The following is a 20,324-nucleotide window of genomic DNA, read 5'->3' on the forward strand; positions in this document are numbered from 1 at the left end:
GATAAATATAGATTTATATTTATTCAATTTTACGCTTTATCGGTTTAGTTTTACAGTTTGTCGAAAATAGCTAATGAGTTAATAAATAAGGCATTGCCTTTTTTTGAATGTTCGGAACATTTTATAAATTTGTCCCGTGTCAAAATGAGATGTAGCTAAATGAAATTATCTTAATAATGTCACAAAAATGAAAAATCCCCTATTTCATTAAATGAATAATCTACAAAATATAATATAACTTGCCCTGTTTATATTATTAAAACCTACATAATATTTGTATTAACAACCAATTAAATATATGTATTATGAAAAAAGTTTTATTGAGCGTCTCGATGATGCTATTAACAATGGTAGGTTTTGCCCAGGCAAACGTAAGTAACGTAGATCAGTATGGCTGGTTTAATGGGGCATTAGTTGCACAAGTAGGTGCTTCTAATGATTCTGATGTTCTTCAAATTGGATTAGCTAATGATGCGGTAGTAGGTCAAGTAGGGAATTTGAATGAGGCTTTTATTGGGCAATTAGGAGTTGCAAATGGAGCCCTAATAACTCAGAATGGATGGTCAAACGATGCTGCGATTGTTCAAGTGGGAGCATTCAATTATTCTGAAATTAATCAAAAAGGGAATAACAACAGTGCTACAAATTGGCAATTAGGATTTGGGAATGATTCTAAAATTGATCAGGACGGGAATGATAATACTGCTTTTGATGTACAAGGTTTTTGGGGAAATGCAGTTGCCATAAATCAACTTGGAACTGGAAATAGTGCATCATCAATTCAACTTGGCTGGGACAATACATCTGACATTATGCAAAATGGTCTAGGTAACTTTGCCGCAACGATTCAAGTTGGTAATGATCATATTAGCACTATAAATCAATGGGGTGCGGGTAATGTTGCAGTGGTATACCAATCCAATTAATTAGTAAAATTTAATTATTTCAAAAGCAGAACTGATTGGTTCTGCTTTTTTTATTTTGAATAGTGAAAAGTGTCTAGGTCAGAAAATATAATTTAGAAATGCGTTTCATTTAGAAATTTTATAGGTAGGTAGTCTGTAATTTGATTTTTTATCGTTTAAAATTAATTTTTAATATTTTTTTTCAGTTAATTCATTTTGATTAATCTTATAATTTAAATTGGAGATTGATATTAAATAATAGCCGTTTGATTTTTAGAAATATAAAAAAGAGCATTTTAAAAATATTTGATTGAATGTTCAAGTGATAATGTAAATAATGTCTTTTTAAATGACATATTAAAATGTAGAATTAATGTAAAAGAGGGCATAAAGGAGCTAATGTTATAACAGTTGTTAAAAAAGGAAAGCTATAGTTCAAGTTAAATTTACATGCTTTTTGTTCTTTGTCGATTTACTATTACACTTCATCGAAAAACTTGGAAATGTCTATAAAATAGGTGGTTATAAGTTTTTTTTATAAAAATAAAGTTATAAATTTGACTCGTAATACTTCATAAAGCACTTGTATTAAGATTGTTTAGATGTATTTATTAAGTAAGAAATTCCCAAATTTCATTTTTTTTTAAGCCTACGATATAGTACAATTTGCCCCTCATTGGACTATCTAAAAAACCTACAGAATTGAATAATATAATTCCCCTGTTATATTATTTTTAGCCTACATAATAATTTGTATTAACAACCAATTAAATATATTTATTATGAAAAAAGTTATTTTGAGCATCTCAGCGATGCTATTGTCCGTAGTAGGTTTTGCACAAGCAAACGTAAGTAATGTTGATCAAGTGGGATTTCTTAATGGAGCATTAGTTGCCCAAGTAGGATCATCTAATGATTCAGATGTTTATCAAATTGGATTGGCCAATATATCTATAGTGGCTCAAGTTGGAGATTCAAATGAAACCGACACTAATCAGGGAGGTATTTTAAATATTTCAACTGTTACTCAAGATGGTAATTCAAATGATGCATATGTTGGACAACTTGGATTATTTAATGTGGCAACAACAGCTCAATCTGGTGATAGTAATGATGCCGTAACAGGACAGTTAGGGGCCTTTAACTCAGCTTCAACTATTCAGGTAGGAAATGATAACAGCGCAACTACTTTACAATTTTTAGTAGGAAATTCATCTGACATCTATCAAGAAGGTGAATTTAATACAGCAGGGGTATTGCAATTTGGATTCAATAATTCCGCTTCTACCACTCAATTAGGTACTTATAATGACAGTAGTACTTGGCAATTAGGTTTTGATAACTCTGCAACTACTATGCAAGATGGAGACAGCAATTTCGCATTGACTATTCAACTTGGAGATTCACACATAAGTACTATCTCTCAAGCTGGAGCTGGTAATAATGCGATTGTATACCAATCTAATTAATTAGCAGAAAAATTTTAAAAAAGGAGAATTGAATTTAATTTCAGTTCTCCTTTTTTTATTTTAAATATTAATTATTTGCATTTAAAGTGATAAAAATGTTTTTATCGCTTTATTTTTTGTTTTTAAGTGAGTTTAGTTTTAAATAGTAGCCAATGTTTAAAATTGGTTAAAAAAGAAAGTAATTTCTTGTTTTTGTTTTACCATATTTTACCCTTCAACGACTTAGTGTCGCTTTTTATCGAATAAGTGACTCACTGAGGTAAAATAGCTTATTTCAGTTAGTTATCTTTTAAAAACATTTTATAAATTTGAGTGTATAATTGAAATTTAAAGTTTAAAAGCGTTGCTTTTTTACTGAATTGCTAAAATTTTGGTTTCTGATCTTTTTTCTTTTTTACAATTAAAATTGGATTCTGTTAACTGGAATTATTGAGGTAAGCATTTTTTAAAATTTATTTTAGGACTTATATTTTTTAAATCCAAAAGCCATGATTATTAAAGTTAAAATATTTTTATTCCTTATGTTTCTCTCTTCTCCGGTCGTGCTAAATGCCCAAGAGGATTTTGACAATAAATCACTTGATGGGGTTTCATTAATGACAAAAGAACTGTTGATTAGAAATAATAAAGTAAATGTTGAAAATTCACAAAGTACCAATCAATTTCTTCAAAATAATAATTTAGTTCAAATTCAGCAAATTGGAAATTATAATTATTCAAATGTTTATGTTAGAAGTTATGCAGCCGAGGTTCAGTTAAATCAGAATGGAGATAACAATTTTGCTAATGTTTATAGAAACGCCTACATAATTAACGAAAATATTAGCCAAACTGGGAATAATAATTTCATTAGTGATTTCTCGGTTTATTCAGCGGAACCAGTAAACACAACATTCAATCAATACGGAAATAATTTGACAATAATTAACAATGGTTCAAATTCCATTTCCAAGAATTTACAGATCAACCAAACTGGAAATTCTGGCACTGTGTATATTTATAATCGTTAGATCATGAAAGACTTTGTACTCAAATGGGTTTGTTTGTTTGTGTTTTTTAGTTTACAAAAAATGTATTCTCAGGCTGTTTATAAAGAAGTAAAAGCAAAGATTGAAGTTGAAAAAGTTGAAAATATCCTTTCTGTTAAAGGTACAGTCGAAAATTTAAAATCTGAGTATAAAAGTATCTCCTATAAATTGACAGTTTTCAAAAAGAATAAAAGCAATTCAAATAGTTCCAAGAATTCTCAAGATGGAAGAGTTATTTTGGATCCTCAACAGAAAGTTGTCTTATCAAAAACTCAAATAAATGAGGGCAAGGACGATCAAATTATTCTATTGTTGATTATATATGATGAAAATAATGTCATAATAGGTAAAGATCGAATAGAAATGGGAATTGATGACGAGTCAAAAGTTGGGGAAGCAAAACCAAATGACGGCTTGGAAATGATGGGGATTGTGTCTAATGATACCAAGACAAAATTAGGAAATGATTTCTACGAACTGTTTTATAAAGAATATTCTAAATTAAAAATTAAGACCAATAAAATTGTTTCGGTTCAAGAAGAACTAACTTTTGGAAGGACAACAAAAATAATGGTTTCAGTAGATGGAGAGTTAATTAATGAATTTATATCACGACCTGATGAAGATTTTATGAAATACATGGCTGAAACCGTCTCGGATAATGTTTTTAAATATTTTAAAAATATTGAAAAGCAAAACAAGGCTATAATGAGATATTAAGAGTCGAGTAAAGTATAATTTATGTTTTAATAATTAAATCAAAAAGCAATGAAATCATATCTAGCTTTAATTTGTATGCTTGGTCTTTTTTTGAATGCAAATGCTCAGGCGTTAGTGTACAAACCCATGAATCCTAATTTTGGAGGTGATACTTTTGGTTATCAAATGTTACTTAGTTCAGCCGATGCACAAAATGATTTTAAGGACAATGGTGCAAGTACTTATAAGCAACCAACACAATTGGAACGTTTTAAAGAAAATTTAAATAATCAATTGTTGAATAAAATTTCAAATTCATTATTCAGTGACCAGTTTGGGAGTAACGGTATATCTCAGGGTACCTATAATTTTGGGACATTATCCGTCGATGTTTACCCATCGAATCTTGGTTTAACAGTAGATATATTGGATATAGAAACTGGTGAACAAACACAAGTAATTGTTCCGGGAAGTTAATATTATAAAAGTAATAGAATAGAAAGTAATAGAATAGATTTTGCCTCAATTTTTGTTAAATAACCTTATTCATGAATCGAAAAATAACAATTGCATTTTTACTTGCGCTTCTTTTGTCGAGTTGTGGTGCGTACTTTAATCAGCCAGTTGGAGTTCAAAAGGCTGTTTTTGGTGAGAACACACCTGCAACTATAAATTTAAGAAGTTTACCACTCCCTAAAGAGCAAGTAGTAGTAGGTGTTTACAAGTTTAAAGATCAAACGGGTCAATATAAACCTACCGAAATAGGAAGCACATTTAGTACTGCAGTCACACAAGGTGCTACTTCTATACTAATTAAAGCGCTTCAAGACTCTAAATGGTTCGTGCCTATTGAGCGAGAAAACCTTAGCAATCTTTTGAACGAAAGAAATATTATTCGTTCTACAAGACAAGAATATGCTACCGATTCCAATACCAAGGATGCCCCTTTGACACCGTTATTGTTTGCCGGTGTTCTGTTAGAAGGTGGAATTATATCATATGATTCCAATATTATTACAGGTGGATATGGAGCAAGATATTTTGGCGCAGGAGCTTCGACCCAATATCGACAAGACAGAATTTCTATCTATCTAAGATTAGTTTCTACTTCAAATGGTAAAATTCTAAATACAGTTTATGTTTCAAAAACAATACTGTCCCAAAGTGTTGATGCTAGTTTGTTTCGGTATGTTAATATTAATCGACTCTTAGAAGTTGAAACAGGATATACTAGAAATGAGCCTATTCAGCTTGCGGTTACCGAGGCTATCGAGAAAGCGGTTGAAGGTCTGGTTGTTGATGGAATTAAGGATAAAATTTGGGATGTAAAGGCTACAGATGAGGAAGTTAAAGCATTTTTGGACAGTTATGCCAAAGAAAAGGAAGAAGCTGATTTAGCCTTGCTTTATGGTAGAGACAGAAATGAAAAAAGAGGTAAAGTTGGATTTGATTTAGCTGGAGGTGCAGCTTATATTGATGGAGATTATGCAAATCCAACACCTAAACCAATGGTGAAAGCGGGAATGAGATACTTTTTTACTCCCTATTTTGATATAAGCGGTTCGTTTAGTGTTTTTCGAGTCGGCAATAAAGATAGATTAGATGTTGGTTATGGATCTATAGATTTGAATCTGGATTTTTTAATTCTCCCGTATGATGCCTTTAGCCCTTTTGTTTATGTAGGCAGTGGTACTTTTTTTAACAGAGCTTACGAAAATATACAAACCAAAATTCAAGCAGGGATAGGTTTAGAGTATTTAGTGTCAAATAATTTTGGAATCAAAGCCTATAGTGAGTTTAATATGGATTTTTCGGATAAACTCGATTATATAACAGCCGGTAAAAGAGATGATTATTTTTATTGTTTTGGTCTAGGTGTGAGTTATTATTTGCCTCAACATTTTGGTAAAAAATCAGTAAAATAATGTTGATTTAGAAATGCTAAAGTTATACTTAGATTTTGCTAATAATAGATTAAGTTATTTATAAAAAAACCTACAAATGGAAAAGTTAAGAATCGGAATTTTAATGTGCTTAATTATCTTAACTTCATGTTCTGAAGAAAAGATAACTGACGGCGGAACTGGTACTGTAAAAGGTAGAGTTGTGGATGCTGTTACTTATGCGCCTATTGAAAATGCAAAGGTATCTTCAAATCCGGCTACAAATACATACTATTCAGATAAGGATGGATATTTTACTTTTGAGGGAATTGAAACAGGAAAGTATACATTTGAAGCGAGAAAAGATAAATACGTTGCTAAATTTGAAGCGGCAACAGTGGAGTTAAATAAAACTACTCAAATTATATTTGAGATGAAAGTCTCTACTGCAGATAATAGGCCTCCAGATGTTCCAGTATTGACTTCTCCTGTTGATCTAGCAAAAAATCAGGCCATAAATCTAAAGCTAACCTGGACTGCAACCGATATTGATAAAGATTCATTGACTTATGTTGTTACTGTTAAAAATGGAACTACAGATGAAATTACAACTTATAAAGACATAAAAACAAGAAGTTTGGACTTGAAAGGCTTGAAATATAGTACCAAATATTATTGGCAAGTAGCTTCTTCTGACGGAATTAATACACCTGTCAATAGTTTGACAAGTTCTTTTACTACTCTGCCATTTCCCAATCCAAGATTTTTATACATCAAAAAGGTAAATAGTAATAATGTGATTTTTACTGCTGATGAAGCTGGCAATGAGTTACAATTAACATCTTCGTCTGTCAACAGTTATCGTCCTAGGAAGAATTTGCAATCCAATAAAATTGCCTATATCAGTTCTGATGGATCCCAAAACCAAATTTACATGATGGATCTTGATGGATCGAATGTTAAAAAAATAACAAATACGACTCCTATTGCTGGATTTAATATGGAAAATATCAACTTTTGCTGGAGTACCAACGGAAGTCAAATTATTTATCCAAATTTTGACAAATTATACCGAATAAATATTGATGGAGGAGGACTGATTGAAATGTTCAGGACGCCAAATGGAAAATTTATTTCTGAATGTGATTGGAGCCAAGATGGAAAAGAAATTGTGCTCAAGGTAAATGATATTTCGGGTTACAATGTTGAAATTTATGTAATTAAATGGAATGGTCAGGTGTTGTATAGTGTGTTATCTGGAATAACTGGTGCAGTTAGTGGTTTAAATATGTCCTTTGATATGCAAAAAATCGTGTTTACCAGAGATGTTTCTGGGAATGAAAATTCAACCTATAGAAGATTTGATTCAAGAATTTTTATTTATGATAAGGTTGCCAATACTATAACACAGCTGAATACTAGCAAAGATAATGGCTTTAATGATTTGGATGTAAAATTTTCTCCAAATGAAGCGGAAGTCATTTTTACCAATACTTCAAATGATGGAATATCAGTAAAAAATGTATACAAAACATCGCTCACAAACACAGGCACAGGTACTACGGGAAGTGCTAGAACTTTATTGTTTTCGGGAGGTTCGATGCCAGAATGGAAATAAGGATATTATAAGAGTCTAAAATATAAAGGTTGAAATACGTTTAAACTTTTCTTGCAATTTATGGAAGAGTTTAGGCGTTTTTCTTTTTTGGGGTTTATTTAAAAAATTGATTTAGTAGATTTCCCCAAATTGATAATTCTGTTTTTGAGAGTTATTATAAACGGTCATTTGTGTTTTCTTTTTTTTCATGGAACTATCGATTAAGTTTTATTGTAAATTTGAGGAATTAATCCCCGAATCATGAAGTTTTTTGCTACTCTATTATTTAGTTTCGCGGTTTCTTGTGTTTTTGCGCAAGAACAAGTTTCGTTTTTTTTTGAAAGCAACAAGTTTGTTTTGAAAAAAGAGGAGTTAATAAAACTGAATAAATGGTTAAATGCAAATAATACCGTAAAAGTCGTTGGAGTTCATGGTTTTTGTGATGAAGAAGGATCTGTTGTTTATAATGACACTTTGGCCAAAAAGCGAATCGATTATGTGTTTAATATCATAAAGAGCAAAGTAAAAATTAGAGAGGATTTCAAAACAAGAAATTTTGGAGAGTTACATACTTCGTCTCCTATTCAAGCTGAAAACAGAAAAGTCACGTTGTATTATATTTTGCCAAAAGATTTTGCAAATGAAGAAAAAATAATTGCCCCAAAAAAAGAAGTGACGCTAGAAAAGAAAAAGCCAAAAATTAAATTTTCGGATGTTTATGTTTTTGAAAACCCAGATGGTTCTACAGTCAATATTAAAATTGATACTATCTTTATGAAAAAAGTCAGTCTTGCCAATGTAGGGGAGAAGCTAAAACTGGAAAGCATGAATTTTTTTGTAGATACTTTTGCAATAATGCCGCAATCCAGATCGGTAATGTTTGAATTGCTCACAGTTATGCAAAACTGTCCCGATTTAAAAATACAAATTCAAGGTCATATTTGTTGTGTAAAAAAAGATATTCGGGATTTAAGTACCCAAAGGGCTAAAGCCATTTGCAAATTTTTGGAATATAACGGTATTGATAAAAGCAGAATGACTTTTATTGGATTTGGCAGTTCGAAACCATTATATGCTTTACCAGAAAAAACAGAAGCAGAACGGGAAGCAAATCGCCGTGTAGAAATTGAAATTATTGCCAATTAGTACAAGATTTTAGAAATCAGAAATTGGATTCCAGAATTTGAAATTTGCCACAGCCATTGCTATTGAAATTTAATTGTATAATTGTTACATTAAAATTATCTTTGCCCAACATACACACAACTAAAAAATGAGTTCAGATACTTCAAAAAGATATGCACAACGCGGTGTTTCGGCATCAAAGGAAGATGTGCATAATGCCATTAAAAATATAGACAAAGGTTTATTCCCTCAAGCATTTTGTAAAATTGTTCCAGATTATTTGACACAGGACGAAGACTATTGCTTAATAATGCATGCAGATGGTGCTGGTACAAAATCATCATTAGCCTATATGTATTGGAAAGAAACAGGGGATATTTCGGTTTGGAAAGGAATCGCCCAAGATGCCTTAATAATGAATATTGACGACTTATTGTGTGTAGGTGCAACCGATAATATTTTGCTTTCTTCTACTATTGGAAGAAACAAAAATGTAATTCCTGGTGAAGTTTTATCTGCCATAATCAATGGAACCGAAGAGCTGATAAAAGAGTTGGAGTCGTTTGGAGTTACTATCCACTCAACAGGAGGAGAAACTGCCGATGTTGGTGATTTAGTAAGAACCATCATCGTCGATTCTACCGTAACGGCTAGAATGAAGCGTTCCAAAGTAATCGATAATGCTAATATAAAAGCGGGTGACGTCATTGTTGGATTGGCTTCTTTTGGTCAGGCCACTTATGAAAAAGGCTATAACGGAGGAATGGGAAGCAACGGATTAACGTCTGCGCGTCATGATGTTTTCGAAAAATATTTAGCCAACAAATATCCAGAAAGTTTTGATGCGGCCGTTCCTAATGAATTGATTTATTCCGGGCAAGTAAAATTGACCGATGCCGTAGAGAATTCACCTATAGATGCAGGTCAACTAGTACTTTCGCCAACAAGAACCTATGCACCTATTATCAAGAAAATTTTAGATAAATATACTTCTGCGGATGTTCACGGAATGGTGCATTGCAGCGGAGGAGCACAGACAAAGATTTTACATTTTGTTCAAAATCTACATATTATAAAAGACAATTTATTTCCAGTGCCACCTTTGTTTCAATTGATACAAGAGCAATCCAAAACCGATTGGAAAGAAATGTACCAAGTATTCAACTGTGGACATCGTATGGAAATATACGTGCCAGAAGAAATCGCGCAGGATATCATCGCTATCTCAAAATCATTCAATGTTGATGCCCAAATTGTGGGTAGAGTAGAAGCCTCTGATTCCAAAAAACTAACAATTACAAGTGAATACGGTACTTTCGAGTATTAAAAATTGTTAAATCGTTTAGTTATTTAATTATTTAATTTAAAAAAATGTACGAACTACTATTTTGGAAATACTTGGAAGGCGTTTATCTGAATCATCACGAAGTGTATGAAGCAATAGATGAGCAGCAACTTGTGGACGGCTTAGAAACACTTCCGGTTGAGGTAATCCTAAATAGATTTCATACCGTTTTTTCAAAATGGGAAAAAGTCGATGAAAACAGCTGGAAAAATACCAATGGTAAAGGCGCTTTTCAAATAAGAACAACCCCACAAAGCATAAAAATAGATTGTTACGGCACCGAAGGCAAGACCATGAATTTACTTGTAGATACCATGGCAGAATTCAAATGCCCTCTTTATGATCCTCAAGTACCCGAACGTTACGACGAAATGAATGAATAGCTTTTTTAAGGAGCTAATCCAGCTATCCACTACAAGTCCACGCTGTAAAACACCATTTTTCTAAGTCATAAAAGGAGCTTCCGTTGGTCGCTCTTTTATAACAAGAAAAATTAGTGTTTTACAGCGTGGACTTTTCGTTTCTATCTGTGCTAAGACATCTGTGCATATTTAGAAAATTACTGTGATTTGTCTTTTTTTTATAAATTAGTAAAAAAAATAATAATGTCTACTTTTCAATTCCCGCAAGATATAATACTCGAAGACGAAATGGTTTTGCTTCGCCCCCTGCAAGCAACCGATGTCAAAAACCTATTGGATATTTCAATCAATGAACCTGAAACTTGGGAGTATTCTTTAGTTCGCGCCAACGGAAAAGAAAATCTTGAAAATTATATTCAAATAGCCCTTAAAGCCAGAGAAAATAAAACCGAATACCCTTTTATAGTCCAAGACAAAAAAACGGGCAAATATGCAGGCAGTACGCGTTTTTATGACATCAATATGGGATTTAAAACGCTGCAATTGGGATATACTTGGTATGGGAAAGATTTTAGGGGAACCGGACTCAATAAACACTGTAAGTATCTTTTGCTACAATTTGCATTTGAAACACTCGGAATAGAACGGGTAGAATTTCGTGCCGACAACAACAACCAGCGGAGCATAGCTGCCATGAAAAGCATAGGGTGTAAAGTTGAGGGAGTTATGCGTAGTCACATGCCAACTGTTGATCGTAATGTTCGCAGGGACAGCATAGTATTGAGTATTCTTAAAAGCGAATGGTTTGATGGGGTCAAAGAAAATTTAAAAGCAAAATTATAATTATTTTAATTTGGCAAATACAATTGGACCATTATTTCCTTTCTCATCCTCGTAGGATCCTCTTAAAGTATCTTCTTGTTTGTTTAATGTAAGGTGATGTTTTCCTTTTGTCGCCCAACCAGGGATTGCTTTTGTAACAACAGCATCATAAGTAACGGTTGTTTCTTTTATTTCTCCAATACCATATTCGACCATTTTATTGCCTTTAAATTCGAGGTAATGAGTCATGACTATTTTATTTCCGTCTTGGGCAATTATCACATAGCAATTCTTAAAATTACTGGAGTTTACATCTGCCCATAATCCACTTATATTTGCGGATGAAGGTTCTGTTTTTGAAGTACATGATGATAGGACTATAAAAAGCGTCAGTAATGCAATTATTTTTTTGAACATGATTTTAGGTTTTGTATAAGGTTAATGCAAAAGAGTGTAATGAATTAAATAAGGCTAGAGTTTTTGTTAGGGAAACTAATATAAAATGTACTTCCTTTCCCTTCTTCGCTTTCAACCCATATTTTACCTTTGTGTTTTTCTATAAATTCTTTACATAAAATTAATCCTAGACCTGTACTAGGTTCTTCTTCAGTTCCAACTCGGTTGTTTTGTACATCTAATTTGAATAGGTTTTCTACTGTTTTTGGATTCATTCCAATTCCTGTATCTTTAACTATAATAACAGTGTTGTAGAGATCTTCTTTTTCTTGGATGTTAACTGATCCTTTTTTTGGTGTAAATTTTATAGCATTCAAAACAATATTACGAATTATAGCTTGGAACATATTTTTATCAGCAAAAAGAGTTGCCGAATTAGAAATTGTTGTAGTGATACTTATTCCTTTTTTGTCTGCATTATCTTGTAGTGTGATAATGCTATCTAATAAAGTTGATTTTAGCGGGTGTTCTTTTGGAACAAATGGAATTAAACCTTGTTCCATCCGTGACCACTCCAATAAATTCTCCAAAAGGGCAAAAAGATTTTTGGCAGAACTTCTCATATTAACAGCGGCAAATTTTATATCCTCGGCGGACATCATGTCTATGTCTTCGGCCATTAACTCTGTTAAGCCTAAAAAGCCATTGAACGGACCTCTTAAATCGTGAGCTATAATCGAATAAAATTTGTCTTTTTGAGAATTTATATTCGAAATTAATGTGTTTTTTTCTTTGAGCAAGAGGTTGTTTCTTCTTTTTGAATCATATAGGAATAAGAACAAACCCAATAGGGCAGCAACTGCAGTAGCTATGGTAATTAGAAAATATACTTTTCGTGAATCGCTATTTATTCTGAGGGTCTGGATTTCTATTTGTTTATCTCTTAAATCTATTTCTCTCTGAAATTCAAGATTAGCTAATTTTTTCTCGCTTTCTTTCGAAAATATAGAGTCCTTTATGCGGGAATGTTTTTCAAAACAATCCAATGCCACTTCATAATTACCTTTTGACTTGTTAGTTTTGGAAAGATATAAATAGGTTTCCTGAATATCTTTTAAAGATTTGTATTTTTTAAAAATTTGTAAAGCATTTTCAAATAAAGAGATGGATCTATCAATAAGTGCTTTTTTATCCTTTTTATATTTTTCATCTTGAGACATTAAGTAATAAGCTCTGCCAAGATCATAAGTATTATAATTATTGTACAGGTTTGAATGATCATCATAAGTTGCAATTGACTTATTTAGCATCTCAATGCCTTTTTCATAATTTTTTAAGTTGATATAACAAATGCCTATATTGGAAAGATTTAAACCAATTCCTTCTGTGTCGTCAAGTTTTTTATTTATTATTAAGGCTTTGTAAAAGTAGTTTAATGCTTTTGGATATTCTTTTTTTTGCAAATAGACATCACCGATATTATTTAATAGCAACGAAACATTTCTTTCTTTTTTGGATTGGTAGCTTAGTTGAAGCGCTTTGTTATAAAAAATAAGACCTTGCTTATAATTTTTGAGGTCAATATAGATTAGTCCTATGTTATTGTAAACCGTAGTTAGACTTTTGACATCATTCAAATTTTCATAGATTGCAAGTGCTTTATAAAGGTTTTTTAAAGCATGCGCATAGTCTGATTTTATTTCATAAGCTGTACCCAAATTTCCATAGGTCTGGCCAATCTGCTGTTCGTTTTTTGTTTTTTGAGCATAATAAAGTGCTTTTTTTGCATATTTTATTGCTTCATCAGGTCCAATGTATTCTGAATAAGAGGAAAGTTTAGTTAGTAAAACTGTTTTATCCGAGTCCTCTTTTGTTTGGTTTAATGCTATTTTTAACGAATCAATGGTCTTATAAATAGGATTTTGAGCTTGTGCTGGAACTGTTGAAAAGATAAAAAAAAGTAATAATTGAGTAGTTTTTTGAATCATTTAGTGCGGTATTTTTTTCAAAAATACACTAATTTATGAAATAGCATGTGGAAAATTAAAATAAAAAGTAGTGCCTATATTTACTTCACTTTCTACCCATATTTTCCCATTATGTTTCTCCACAAATTCTTTACACAATATCAATCCCAGACCGGTACTGGGTTCGTTTTCGGTTCCATTTCTATTGGTTTTAACATCAAGTAGAAACAGATTATTGAGTATTTTGGCATCCATTCCGATTCCGGTATCAGCTATTGAAACGACGGTACTTTTCGAATCATCATGAGCCTCAATTTTTATGGCTCCATCTTTTGGTGTAAATTTCACCGCATTTGACAATATGTTTCGAATAACCGATTGCAGTATGTGATGATCTGCATAAATGGTTAAGTCTTCCGGTATTGACGTGTGAATTTTGATTCTTTTTTTATTTGCTTCGTCTTGTAACGTACTGATACTTTCTTTTACTAAGGGAAGAAAATTGCTTTTTTGAGGGGAAAAAGGAATCAAACCTTGTTCCATTCTCGACCATTCCAGTAAGTTCTCCAATAGACGGTTCAAATTAACAGCAGAGCTTCTCATGTTTGCGGCTGCAAACTGGATTTCTTCTTTGTCCATATTGTCAATATCTTGAGCTAATAGTTCTGTTAGTCCCAGAAAACCATTAAAAGGACCTCTAAGGTCATGTGCAATTATAGAAAAGAATTTATCCTTTTGTTTGTTGATGTTGGATATTACTTTGTTTTTTTCTTTTAATTGTAGGTTCGTTTTTCTCTTTGATAAGTATAGCCAAAAAAACAGCGCTAAAAGAATTATAACTGCAATGGTTATGGTGTATAATAAATATACTTTTCGAGCTTCATTTTTGATTTTAAGATTTTGAATCTCAATTTTTTTATCTCTCAACTCGATTTCTCTTTGCGATTTTAGAAATTCTATTTGTATTTTGTTTTCATTTGAAAAAATAGAATCGTTGAGATTTGAACTTTTTTCAAAAAACGAAAGTGCCAGTTCTGGTTTTTCTTGAGTTTTATAAATTTTAGATAAATAAGAATAAGAATCTCTGATGTCTATTAGTGATCCCTCTCTTTTGAAAATTTTCATGGATTCATTGATGTAGTCCAAAGATTTTTGTAAAAACTGATTGCTGTTTGTCGTGTTTTTTTCTGCTAAGGCAAGATAATAATAGGATTTCCCTAATTCTAATTTATTATAGGCATTGAACAAACTGGAATCATCTTTATAAATTGAAATTGATTGATTACTGGCTTCTATTGATTTTTCATATTGTTTGAGAAAGTTTAATGTAATGGCAATATTGGTATAGTTTAGCCCGGACTCATAACTGCTTTTTTCATAAGCGTTCATTTTAATTGCTTTATCAAAATAGCTTAATGCTTTTTGATAATCTTTCATTCTTAAATAGACATCCCCAATGTTATTTAAATATGTGGCAATTGATTTTCGATCATTTATTTCTTGACTTTCTTTCAATGCTTTTTTATAACAAGTTAGCGCTTGTTTATAATTTTTAAATTCCACGTAGATGGTGCCAAGTCCATTATTTGCTTTGGCAATACCGTTTTTGTCGTTTAGAATTTCAAATAAGTGAAGCGATTTATAATTGTAATCCAGTGCTTTTGGAAAATCGGCTCTTATTCTGTAATAAACTCCAAAATTGTTGTATGAAAGAGCTATTCCTTTTTTGTAATTGGCTTTTTTTGAAAGAGCATATGCTGAGTTAGAATAATACAGACTTTTTTGAGAGTCGCTATAATACAATAAAGCAGATAAATCACTAAGCGCTTTTATCTTAATGGTATCTACCGTTGCTTGATTTATTACTGTTTTTATAGAATCAATTTTCTGTTCCTGACTTTTTTGAGAAAATGAATTAATACCAATAAAAAGTAAATAAATTAAAATGAGATTTTTTTTCATTTTGATTATTATAAAGCCATTTTAAATGGCATTGATTGTATTATTTTTTGGAAAACTAAAATTAAAAGTAGAACCTTTTCCTTCTTCACTTTCTACCCAAATTTTTCCTCTGTGCTTTTCCACAAATTCTTTGCAAAGAATCAACCCTAATCCAGCACTTGGCTCGTCATCGGTTCCCCTTCTGTTTGTTTTGACATCAAGTTGGAATATATTTTCGATCATTTTGATATCCATTCCTATTCCAGAATCAACTATTGAAATAATAGTATTTTTTAAATCTTCTTGCGCATATATTTTTATCTTTCCTTTTTTTGGAGTGAATTTTAAGGCATTGGATAAAATATTTCGGATAACAGACTGCAAAATGTGATGGTCTGCAAAAATTTTAAGATTTTGATTTATAATAGTTTCGATTGTTATGGCTTTCTTGTTAGCAGCATCTTGTAAGGGCTCTACACATTCTTTTATGACTTTGACCAAATTACTTTCTTGTGGAGAAAATGGAATCAATCCCTGTTCCATTCGAGACCATTCAAGTAAGTTTTCCAAAAGACGGTTCAAATTGTTAGCAGAACTTCTCATGTTGATAGCTGCAAATTGAATTTCTTCATTATCCATATCATCAATTTCTTCGGCCAATAGTTCCGTCAGTCCTAAAAATCCATTGAAAGGTCCCCGCAAATCATGCGCAATGATGGAGAAAAATTTGTCCTTTTGTTTGTTGATGTTTGATATCTCTTCGTTTTTGTTTAATAGTAATTCGTTTGTGTTTCTTTTGATTATATACAGCCAGAAGAATAAAATAAAAAGTATTGCAATTGTGATGGTAATAGTTACTAACAAATATACTTTTCTGTAATCACTATTTATTTTAAGTTTTTGAATCTCAATCTGTTTGTCTCTTAAGTCAATTTCTCGTTTGGATTGAAGATTAGTTAATTTGTTTTGGCTTTCATTTGAAAATAGAGAATCTTTTATAGTATTGTGTTTTTCAAAATAATTTAAGGCTTCGGTGAAATCACCCTGTTCTTTTTTGGTTTTATAAAGTTCAAGATAGCAAATGCTCAGCCGGTCCAAAATACCTTTTTGTGTAAACAAATACGCAGCATTATTAAGAGATTGAGCGGATTGTGCTAGTAATTCTTTTTTATTGCTTGAATTTACTAAAGCCATTTTGTAATAGACAATTCCCATTCCTATGTAGTTATTGCCAATATTATAGGTTTGACTTTTATCGTAACTATTTAAAGCTTTTTTGAAATAATCAAGACTCTCTTCATATCTTTTTTGGTCAGAATATATTTGTCCAATTTTTGAATAACAATATCCTAAACCATTTAAATCATACATGGAAAGATTTAGGTCTTTTGATTTAGTATAATATTCAAAAGCTTTCCTATAATTTTTTTCATTGTAATAGGCCGAGGCAATATTATTCAAGTTATAAACCATTGATATTTTATTGCCCGTTTTTTTGTTTATCTCAAATGCCTTATCGAAGTACTTAAACGCTTGATTGTGTTTTTTTATTTCAACATATACCAACCCTAAATTGTTATAAGCTTCCGAAATACCAGTTTGGTCATTTAGTTCTTTATATTTGGATAATGACAGGTCAAAATAGTTGATGGCCTTATTATAGTCAGTTAATACCCATTGGCATACCCCAAGGTTGTTATATGCCAAAGCAATTCCTTTTTTCCAGTTTATTTTTGTTGCCAGTTTAAGAGCTCTTTCTCCATAAGGAATTCCTTCTTTTGGATTGGTGTAAAAATAACTACTGGTTAATCTGTTTAGAATGTTGATTCTTGTAGTGTCTTCTGTCGCTTTTCCGAGTGATTCTTTTAAAGAATCTATTGATTGTGAATACTGTTGTTGTTTTGAGGATGTTTGTTCCAAAGCCTTCTTTGAAAGAGCGATATATTTGTTTTTATTTATAGCATCCGACTTGGACATCAAAAGATAAGTTTCGCTCAATTGCTTAAGTGTATTGTCAATGTTGCCTATTTGATTTTTATCGTATTTATTTAAAGCCATTGATAAATAACTTACCGCTTTTGGATATTCTTTTTGCTTTGAATAAATTTCGCCAATACGTGCGTAGCAATAGGCTAGTCCATTATTGTCCTTTATTTCTTCATTTATTTTAATGGATTGTTTGTATTGTTCAAGCGCTTTTGAATTATTATTTTGTTTGAAATAAACATCGGCAATATCATTTAAGCCATATACTATTAATAATTTATTGTTTAGTAGTTGGTTAATTTTTAATGCTTGTTCAAAATATAAAAGTGCTTCTGGATATTTTTTTTGTACCAAATAAACAAGCCCAATATTTTTGAGCGTGCCAGAAACAGCTGATTTCTTTGGTATTTGTTTGTATAATTGTAACGCTTTCTGCAAATGATTTATGGCTTCAGTATAATTGGCTTCAGTTTGGTAGCAAATTCCCAGATTTTCATTTGCTTCGGCCATTCCTTTTTTCCAATTTAAACTATCTGATAATGATAATGCATTCCTCCCATATTTTAGCCCTTCTTGCGGATTGGAATACCTGTATGTTGCAGCAATTTCGTTTAGGATATTTATTTTGGTAGTGTCAACGGTCGTTTTCTGAAGTTTTATTTTTAATGTCGCTACTAATTCTGGATTTTGGTCTTGAGAATAAGCAAAGTTACCTAGTATGACTAGGCAGATTATCCATTTATTTATTTTGTGAAGGATGTTCATTGAAGCTTTTTGTCGATCTTTTTTTATTAAAATAGTATTGAAATAGAAAATTTTGTATTGTCGTTATCCAACAATCGTACCAAAAATACTAAACATATAGATGTATGACACTTTTTGATAGATAAAATGCATAATATGTTAATTTTTGTAGTATTAAATTTATTTTTATTTAATTTCTTTTTAATGCGCTATTATGAATTTGGGATAATGACAGTTTTTTTTATGTAATTTATTGATTAAGAATTGTTTTGTCATAAAGTTATAAATTTATATTCACCAGAAGTATTCATTTCATTTTTCTAAAGAATTAAATTTTGCTTTTTTAATTGTATTCTTTGTTTTTGATTTCTAAAAATGGAATTCCCTTAAAAAAGGATACCTTTGTGGGCTGTAAGAAATAAATAAATTAAAAGGTATCTATATGAAAATAAATCCAAAAAACGGAATTGACAAACTCATTTTCGGAATGAAACAAAATGATGTTATTGCTGTTTACGGTAAGCCTAATAAAAATTACAAAGACGAAGATGATAATGTGATTTTTGTTTATAATGACCTTAAGATCCGTTTGACTTTTTATGAAGAAGAAGATTTGAAATTGGGATATTTAGTGGCCTCAAGTCCAAGTTTGGAGTTACTTGGTAATAAAATCATCAATAGAAAAATATCGGACGTAAAAAAGGATTTGGCACAAAAAGGAATAACCAAATTTTCTCAGGAGGAATTCGATACTTTCGAAAATTACTTCAATGAAGAAAATTGGATTATTCTTCAAACCGAATTTGATGAAGTAGTTAAATTCGAAATTGGAGCAATAATCAATAATAAAGATGAATTTGACTGGAAGTTTAAAAAGTAGTTTTGTTCATTTTATATAAATAATAAAACCCAACAGTTTCTTTAAATCTGTTGGGTTTTATTTATAATTGTTTAAATATTTATTGATTTATTTTAATCAATTCTACTTCAAAGATTAAATCGCTTTTTGGAGGAATAGCACCAGGATACCCTCGTTCTCCATAAGCCAAAGTATAAGGTATATAAAATTTATATTTTGCACCTTCCTTCATCAATTGAAGTCCTTCTGTCCAACCTTTAATTACCTGATTTAAATTAAAATCGATTGGTTCACCACGTTGAACACTGCTGTCGAAAACTGTACCATTGACAAAACTTCCTGTGTAATGCGCTTTGATATTACTGGTTAATGTTGGCATTGCACCCGTACCTTCTTTTAAAACAATATATTTTAAACCACTTGCAGTTGTTTGTCCATTAGCAAATTCTTTCAAAGCTATAGCATTTGCTGCAGCTCTTTCACTTTCTTCTTTCTCAGCTTTTAATTTATCTTCAACCGCTTTATTTCCGTAATAGTCAGTGAATACTTTTGCAGCATCAAATTTTTTGGCTGCTTCTCCTTTTCTAGAAATAGTAATCTTTGTGATCACATCATCTTGCGCAATAGCATTTACTACTGCCATTCCTTGTATTACTTGACCATAAATAGTATGTTTACCATTCAGCCAAGGAGTATCTTTGTGAGTAATAAAAAATTGACTTCCATTGGTAGCGGGACCAGAATTTGCCATAGCAAGAATTCCTGCTTTGTCAAATTTCGAATCGGTAAATTCATCTTTGAAAGCATAGCCAGGTCCGCCAGAACCATTACCGTCAGGATCGCCACCTTGAATCATGAAATCTTTGATTACTCTGTGAAATTTTAGACCATCAAAAAAAGGTTTTCCTTTTAGTCTTTCAACTTTTACAAATGGATTTTTTCCTTCTGCCAAGCTTATAAAATTTGCTACTGTAATAGGCGTTTTTTTGTAAAATAATTCAACTGTAATATTTCCTTTGTTCGTTGCGATAGTGGCATAAATGCCTTCTGGAGTAACAGTAGAAGACGCTTTTACAGTTGTTCCTGGTTTTTTTGTAGCAACAGGTTTTTTTGTGTTTTGTGCGTGTAAATTGAATAACCCTAAAAAGAGTAATAATGCGATTTTAGATTTCATTGTATAAAATTTAAGTGTCAAC

Annotated in this window: 17 protein-coding genes; 12 read left to right on the forward strand and 5 right to left on the reverse strand. The window is 31.4% G+C overall.

What is annotated here, in order from left to right:
* Positions 1–305: 305 nt before the first annotated feature.
* The 11 genes from HQN62_RS07360 (at position 306) to HQN62_RS07410 (ending at position 11,256) form a co-directional block, all read left to right on the forward strand.
* Positions 306–926 carry a hypothetical protein gene (locus HQN62_RS07360; protein ID WP_173503875.1) on the forward strand — a complete coding sequence of 207 codons (621 nt, stop codon included), beginning with the start codon at positions 306–308 and terminating at the stop codon, positions 924–926.
* Between the two features lie 761 nt (positions 927–1,687).
* Positions 1,688–2,374, forward strand: a complete 687-nt coding sequence (locus HQN62_RS07365) for a hypothetical protein (protein ID WP_116795787.1) — start codon at positions 1,688–1,690, stop codon at positions 2,372–2,374.
* 488 nt (positions 2,375–2,862) lie between these two features.
* A complete protein-coding gene (locus HQN62_RS07370; protein WP_116795786.1) occupies positions 2,863–3,384 on the forward strand; it encodes a hypothetical protein in 522 nt (173 codons plus the stop codon).
* Positions 3,385–3,387: 3 nt separating this feature from the next.
* Complete coding sequence (locus HQN62_RS07375) at positions 3,388–4,122, forward strand: CsgE family curli-type amyloid fiber assembly protein (RefSeq protein WP_116795785.1); 735 nt, start codon at positions 3,388–3,390, stop codon at positions 4,120–4,122.
* Positions 4,123–4,170: 48 nt separating this feature from the next.
* The gene (locus HQN62_RS07380; RefSeq protein WP_116795784.1) at positions 4,171–4,578 is read left to right on the forward strand and encodes a curli assembly protein CsgF; all 408 of its coding nucleotides are present in this window, start codon (positions 4,171–4,173) and stop codon (positions 4,576–4,578) included.
* 71 nt (positions 4,579–4,649) lie between these two features.
* Entirely contained in the window at positions 4,650–6,026 is a 1,377-nt protein-coding gene (locus HQN62_RS07385; RefSeq protein ID WP_173503876.1) for a CsgG/HfaB family protein, read from the forward strand.
* Between the two features lie 76 nt (positions 6,027–6,102).
* A complete protein-coding gene (locus HQN62_RS07390) occupies positions 6,103–7,602 on the forward strand; it encodes a carboxypeptidase regulatory-like domain-containing protein (protein ID WP_254454495.1) in 1,500 nt (499 codons plus the stop codon).
* Between the two features lie 240 nt (positions 7,603–7,842).
* Positions 7,843–8,727: an OmpA family protein gene (locus HQN62_RS07395; protein ID WP_173503877.1), complete on the forward strand. Its 885-nt coding sequence runs from the start codon at positions 7,843–7,845 to the stop codon at positions 8,725–8,727.
* A 127-nt stretch (positions 8,728–8,854) separates the two neighbouring features.
* Positions 8,855–10,033, forward strand: a complete 1,179-nt coding sequence (locus tag HQN62_RS07400; protein ID WP_116795781.1) for an AIR synthase related protein — start codon at positions 8,855–8,857, stop codon at positions 10,031–10,033.
* Positions 10,034–10,077: 44 nt separating this feature from the next.
* Complete coding sequence (locus HQN62_RS07405; protein ID WP_116795780.1) at positions 10,078–10,434, forward strand: hypothetical protein; 357 nt, start codon at positions 10,078–10,080, stop codon at positions 10,432–10,434.
* A gap of 222 nt (positions 10,435–10,656) precedes the next feature.
* Positions 10,657–11,256 carry a GNAT family N-acetyltransferase gene (locus HQN62_RS07410; RefSeq protein WP_116795779.1) on the forward strand — a complete coding sequence of 200 codons (600 nt, stop codon included), beginning with the start codon at positions 10,657–10,659 and terminating at the stop codon, positions 11,254–11,256.
* Here HQN62_RS07410 and HQN62_RS07415 read toward each other — a convergent pair whose 3' ends face one another.
* Genes HQN62_RS07415 through HQN62_RS07430 form a run of 4 tightly spaced genes read right to left on the reverse strand, consistent with a single transcriptional unit; the run spans position 11,257 to position 18,290 of the window.
* On the reverse strand, positions 11,257–11,652 hold the full coding sequence (locus HQN62_RS07415) for a hypothetical protein (RefSeq protein WP_116795778.1): 396 nt from the start codon (positions 11,650–11,652) through the stop codon (positions 11,257–11,259).
* A 44-nt stretch (positions 11,653–11,696) separates the two neighbouring features.
* On the reverse strand, positions 11,697–13,619 hold the full coding sequence (locus tag HQN62_RS07420) for a tetratricopeptide repeat-containing sensor histidine kinase (RefSeq protein WP_116795777.1): 1,923 nt from the start codon (positions 13,617–13,619) through the stop codon (positions 11,697–11,699).
* A gap of 33 nt (positions 13,620–13,652) precedes the next feature.
* Entirely contained in the window at positions 13,653–15,560 is a 1,908-nt protein-coding gene (locus HQN62_RS07425) for a tetratricopeptide repeat-containing sensor histidine kinase (RefSeq protein WP_116795776.1), read from the reverse strand.
* 21 nt (positions 15,561–15,581) lie between these two features.
* Positions 15,582–18,290: a tetratricopeptide repeat protein gene (locus HQN62_RS07430; protein WP_173503878.1), complete on the reverse strand. Its 2,709-nt coding sequence runs from the start codon at positions 18,288–18,290 to the stop codon at positions 15,582–15,584.
* A gap of 421 nt (positions 18,291–18,711) precedes the next feature.
* Between HQN62_RS07430 and HQN62_RS07435 the strand changes: the two genes are divergently transcribed.
* Positions 18,712–19,149 carry a hypothetical protein gene (locus tag HQN62_RS07435; RefSeq protein WP_173503879.1) on the forward strand — a complete coding sequence of 146 codons (438 nt, stop codon included), beginning with the start codon at positions 18,712–18,714 and terminating at the stop codon, positions 19,147–19,149.
* Positions 19,150–19,228: 79 nt separating this feature from the next.
* On the opposite strand, the gene bamJ is transcribed toward HQN62_RS07435, so the two are convergent.
* The gene (bamJ, locus tag HQN62_RS07440; protein WP_173503880.1) at positions 19,229–20,302 is read right to left on the reverse strand and encodes a BamJ family beta-barrel-assembly machinery protein; all 1,074 of its coding nucleotides are present in this window, start codon (positions 20,300–20,302) and stop codon (positions 19,229–19,231) included.
* Positions 20,303–20,324: the final 22 nt, after the last annotated feature.

The sequence above is a fragment of the Flavobacterium sp. M31R6 genome (assembly GCF_013284035.1).
Classification (GTDB): domain Bacteria; phylum Bacteroidota; class Bacteroidia; order Flavobacteriales; family Flavobacteriaceae; genus Flavobacterium.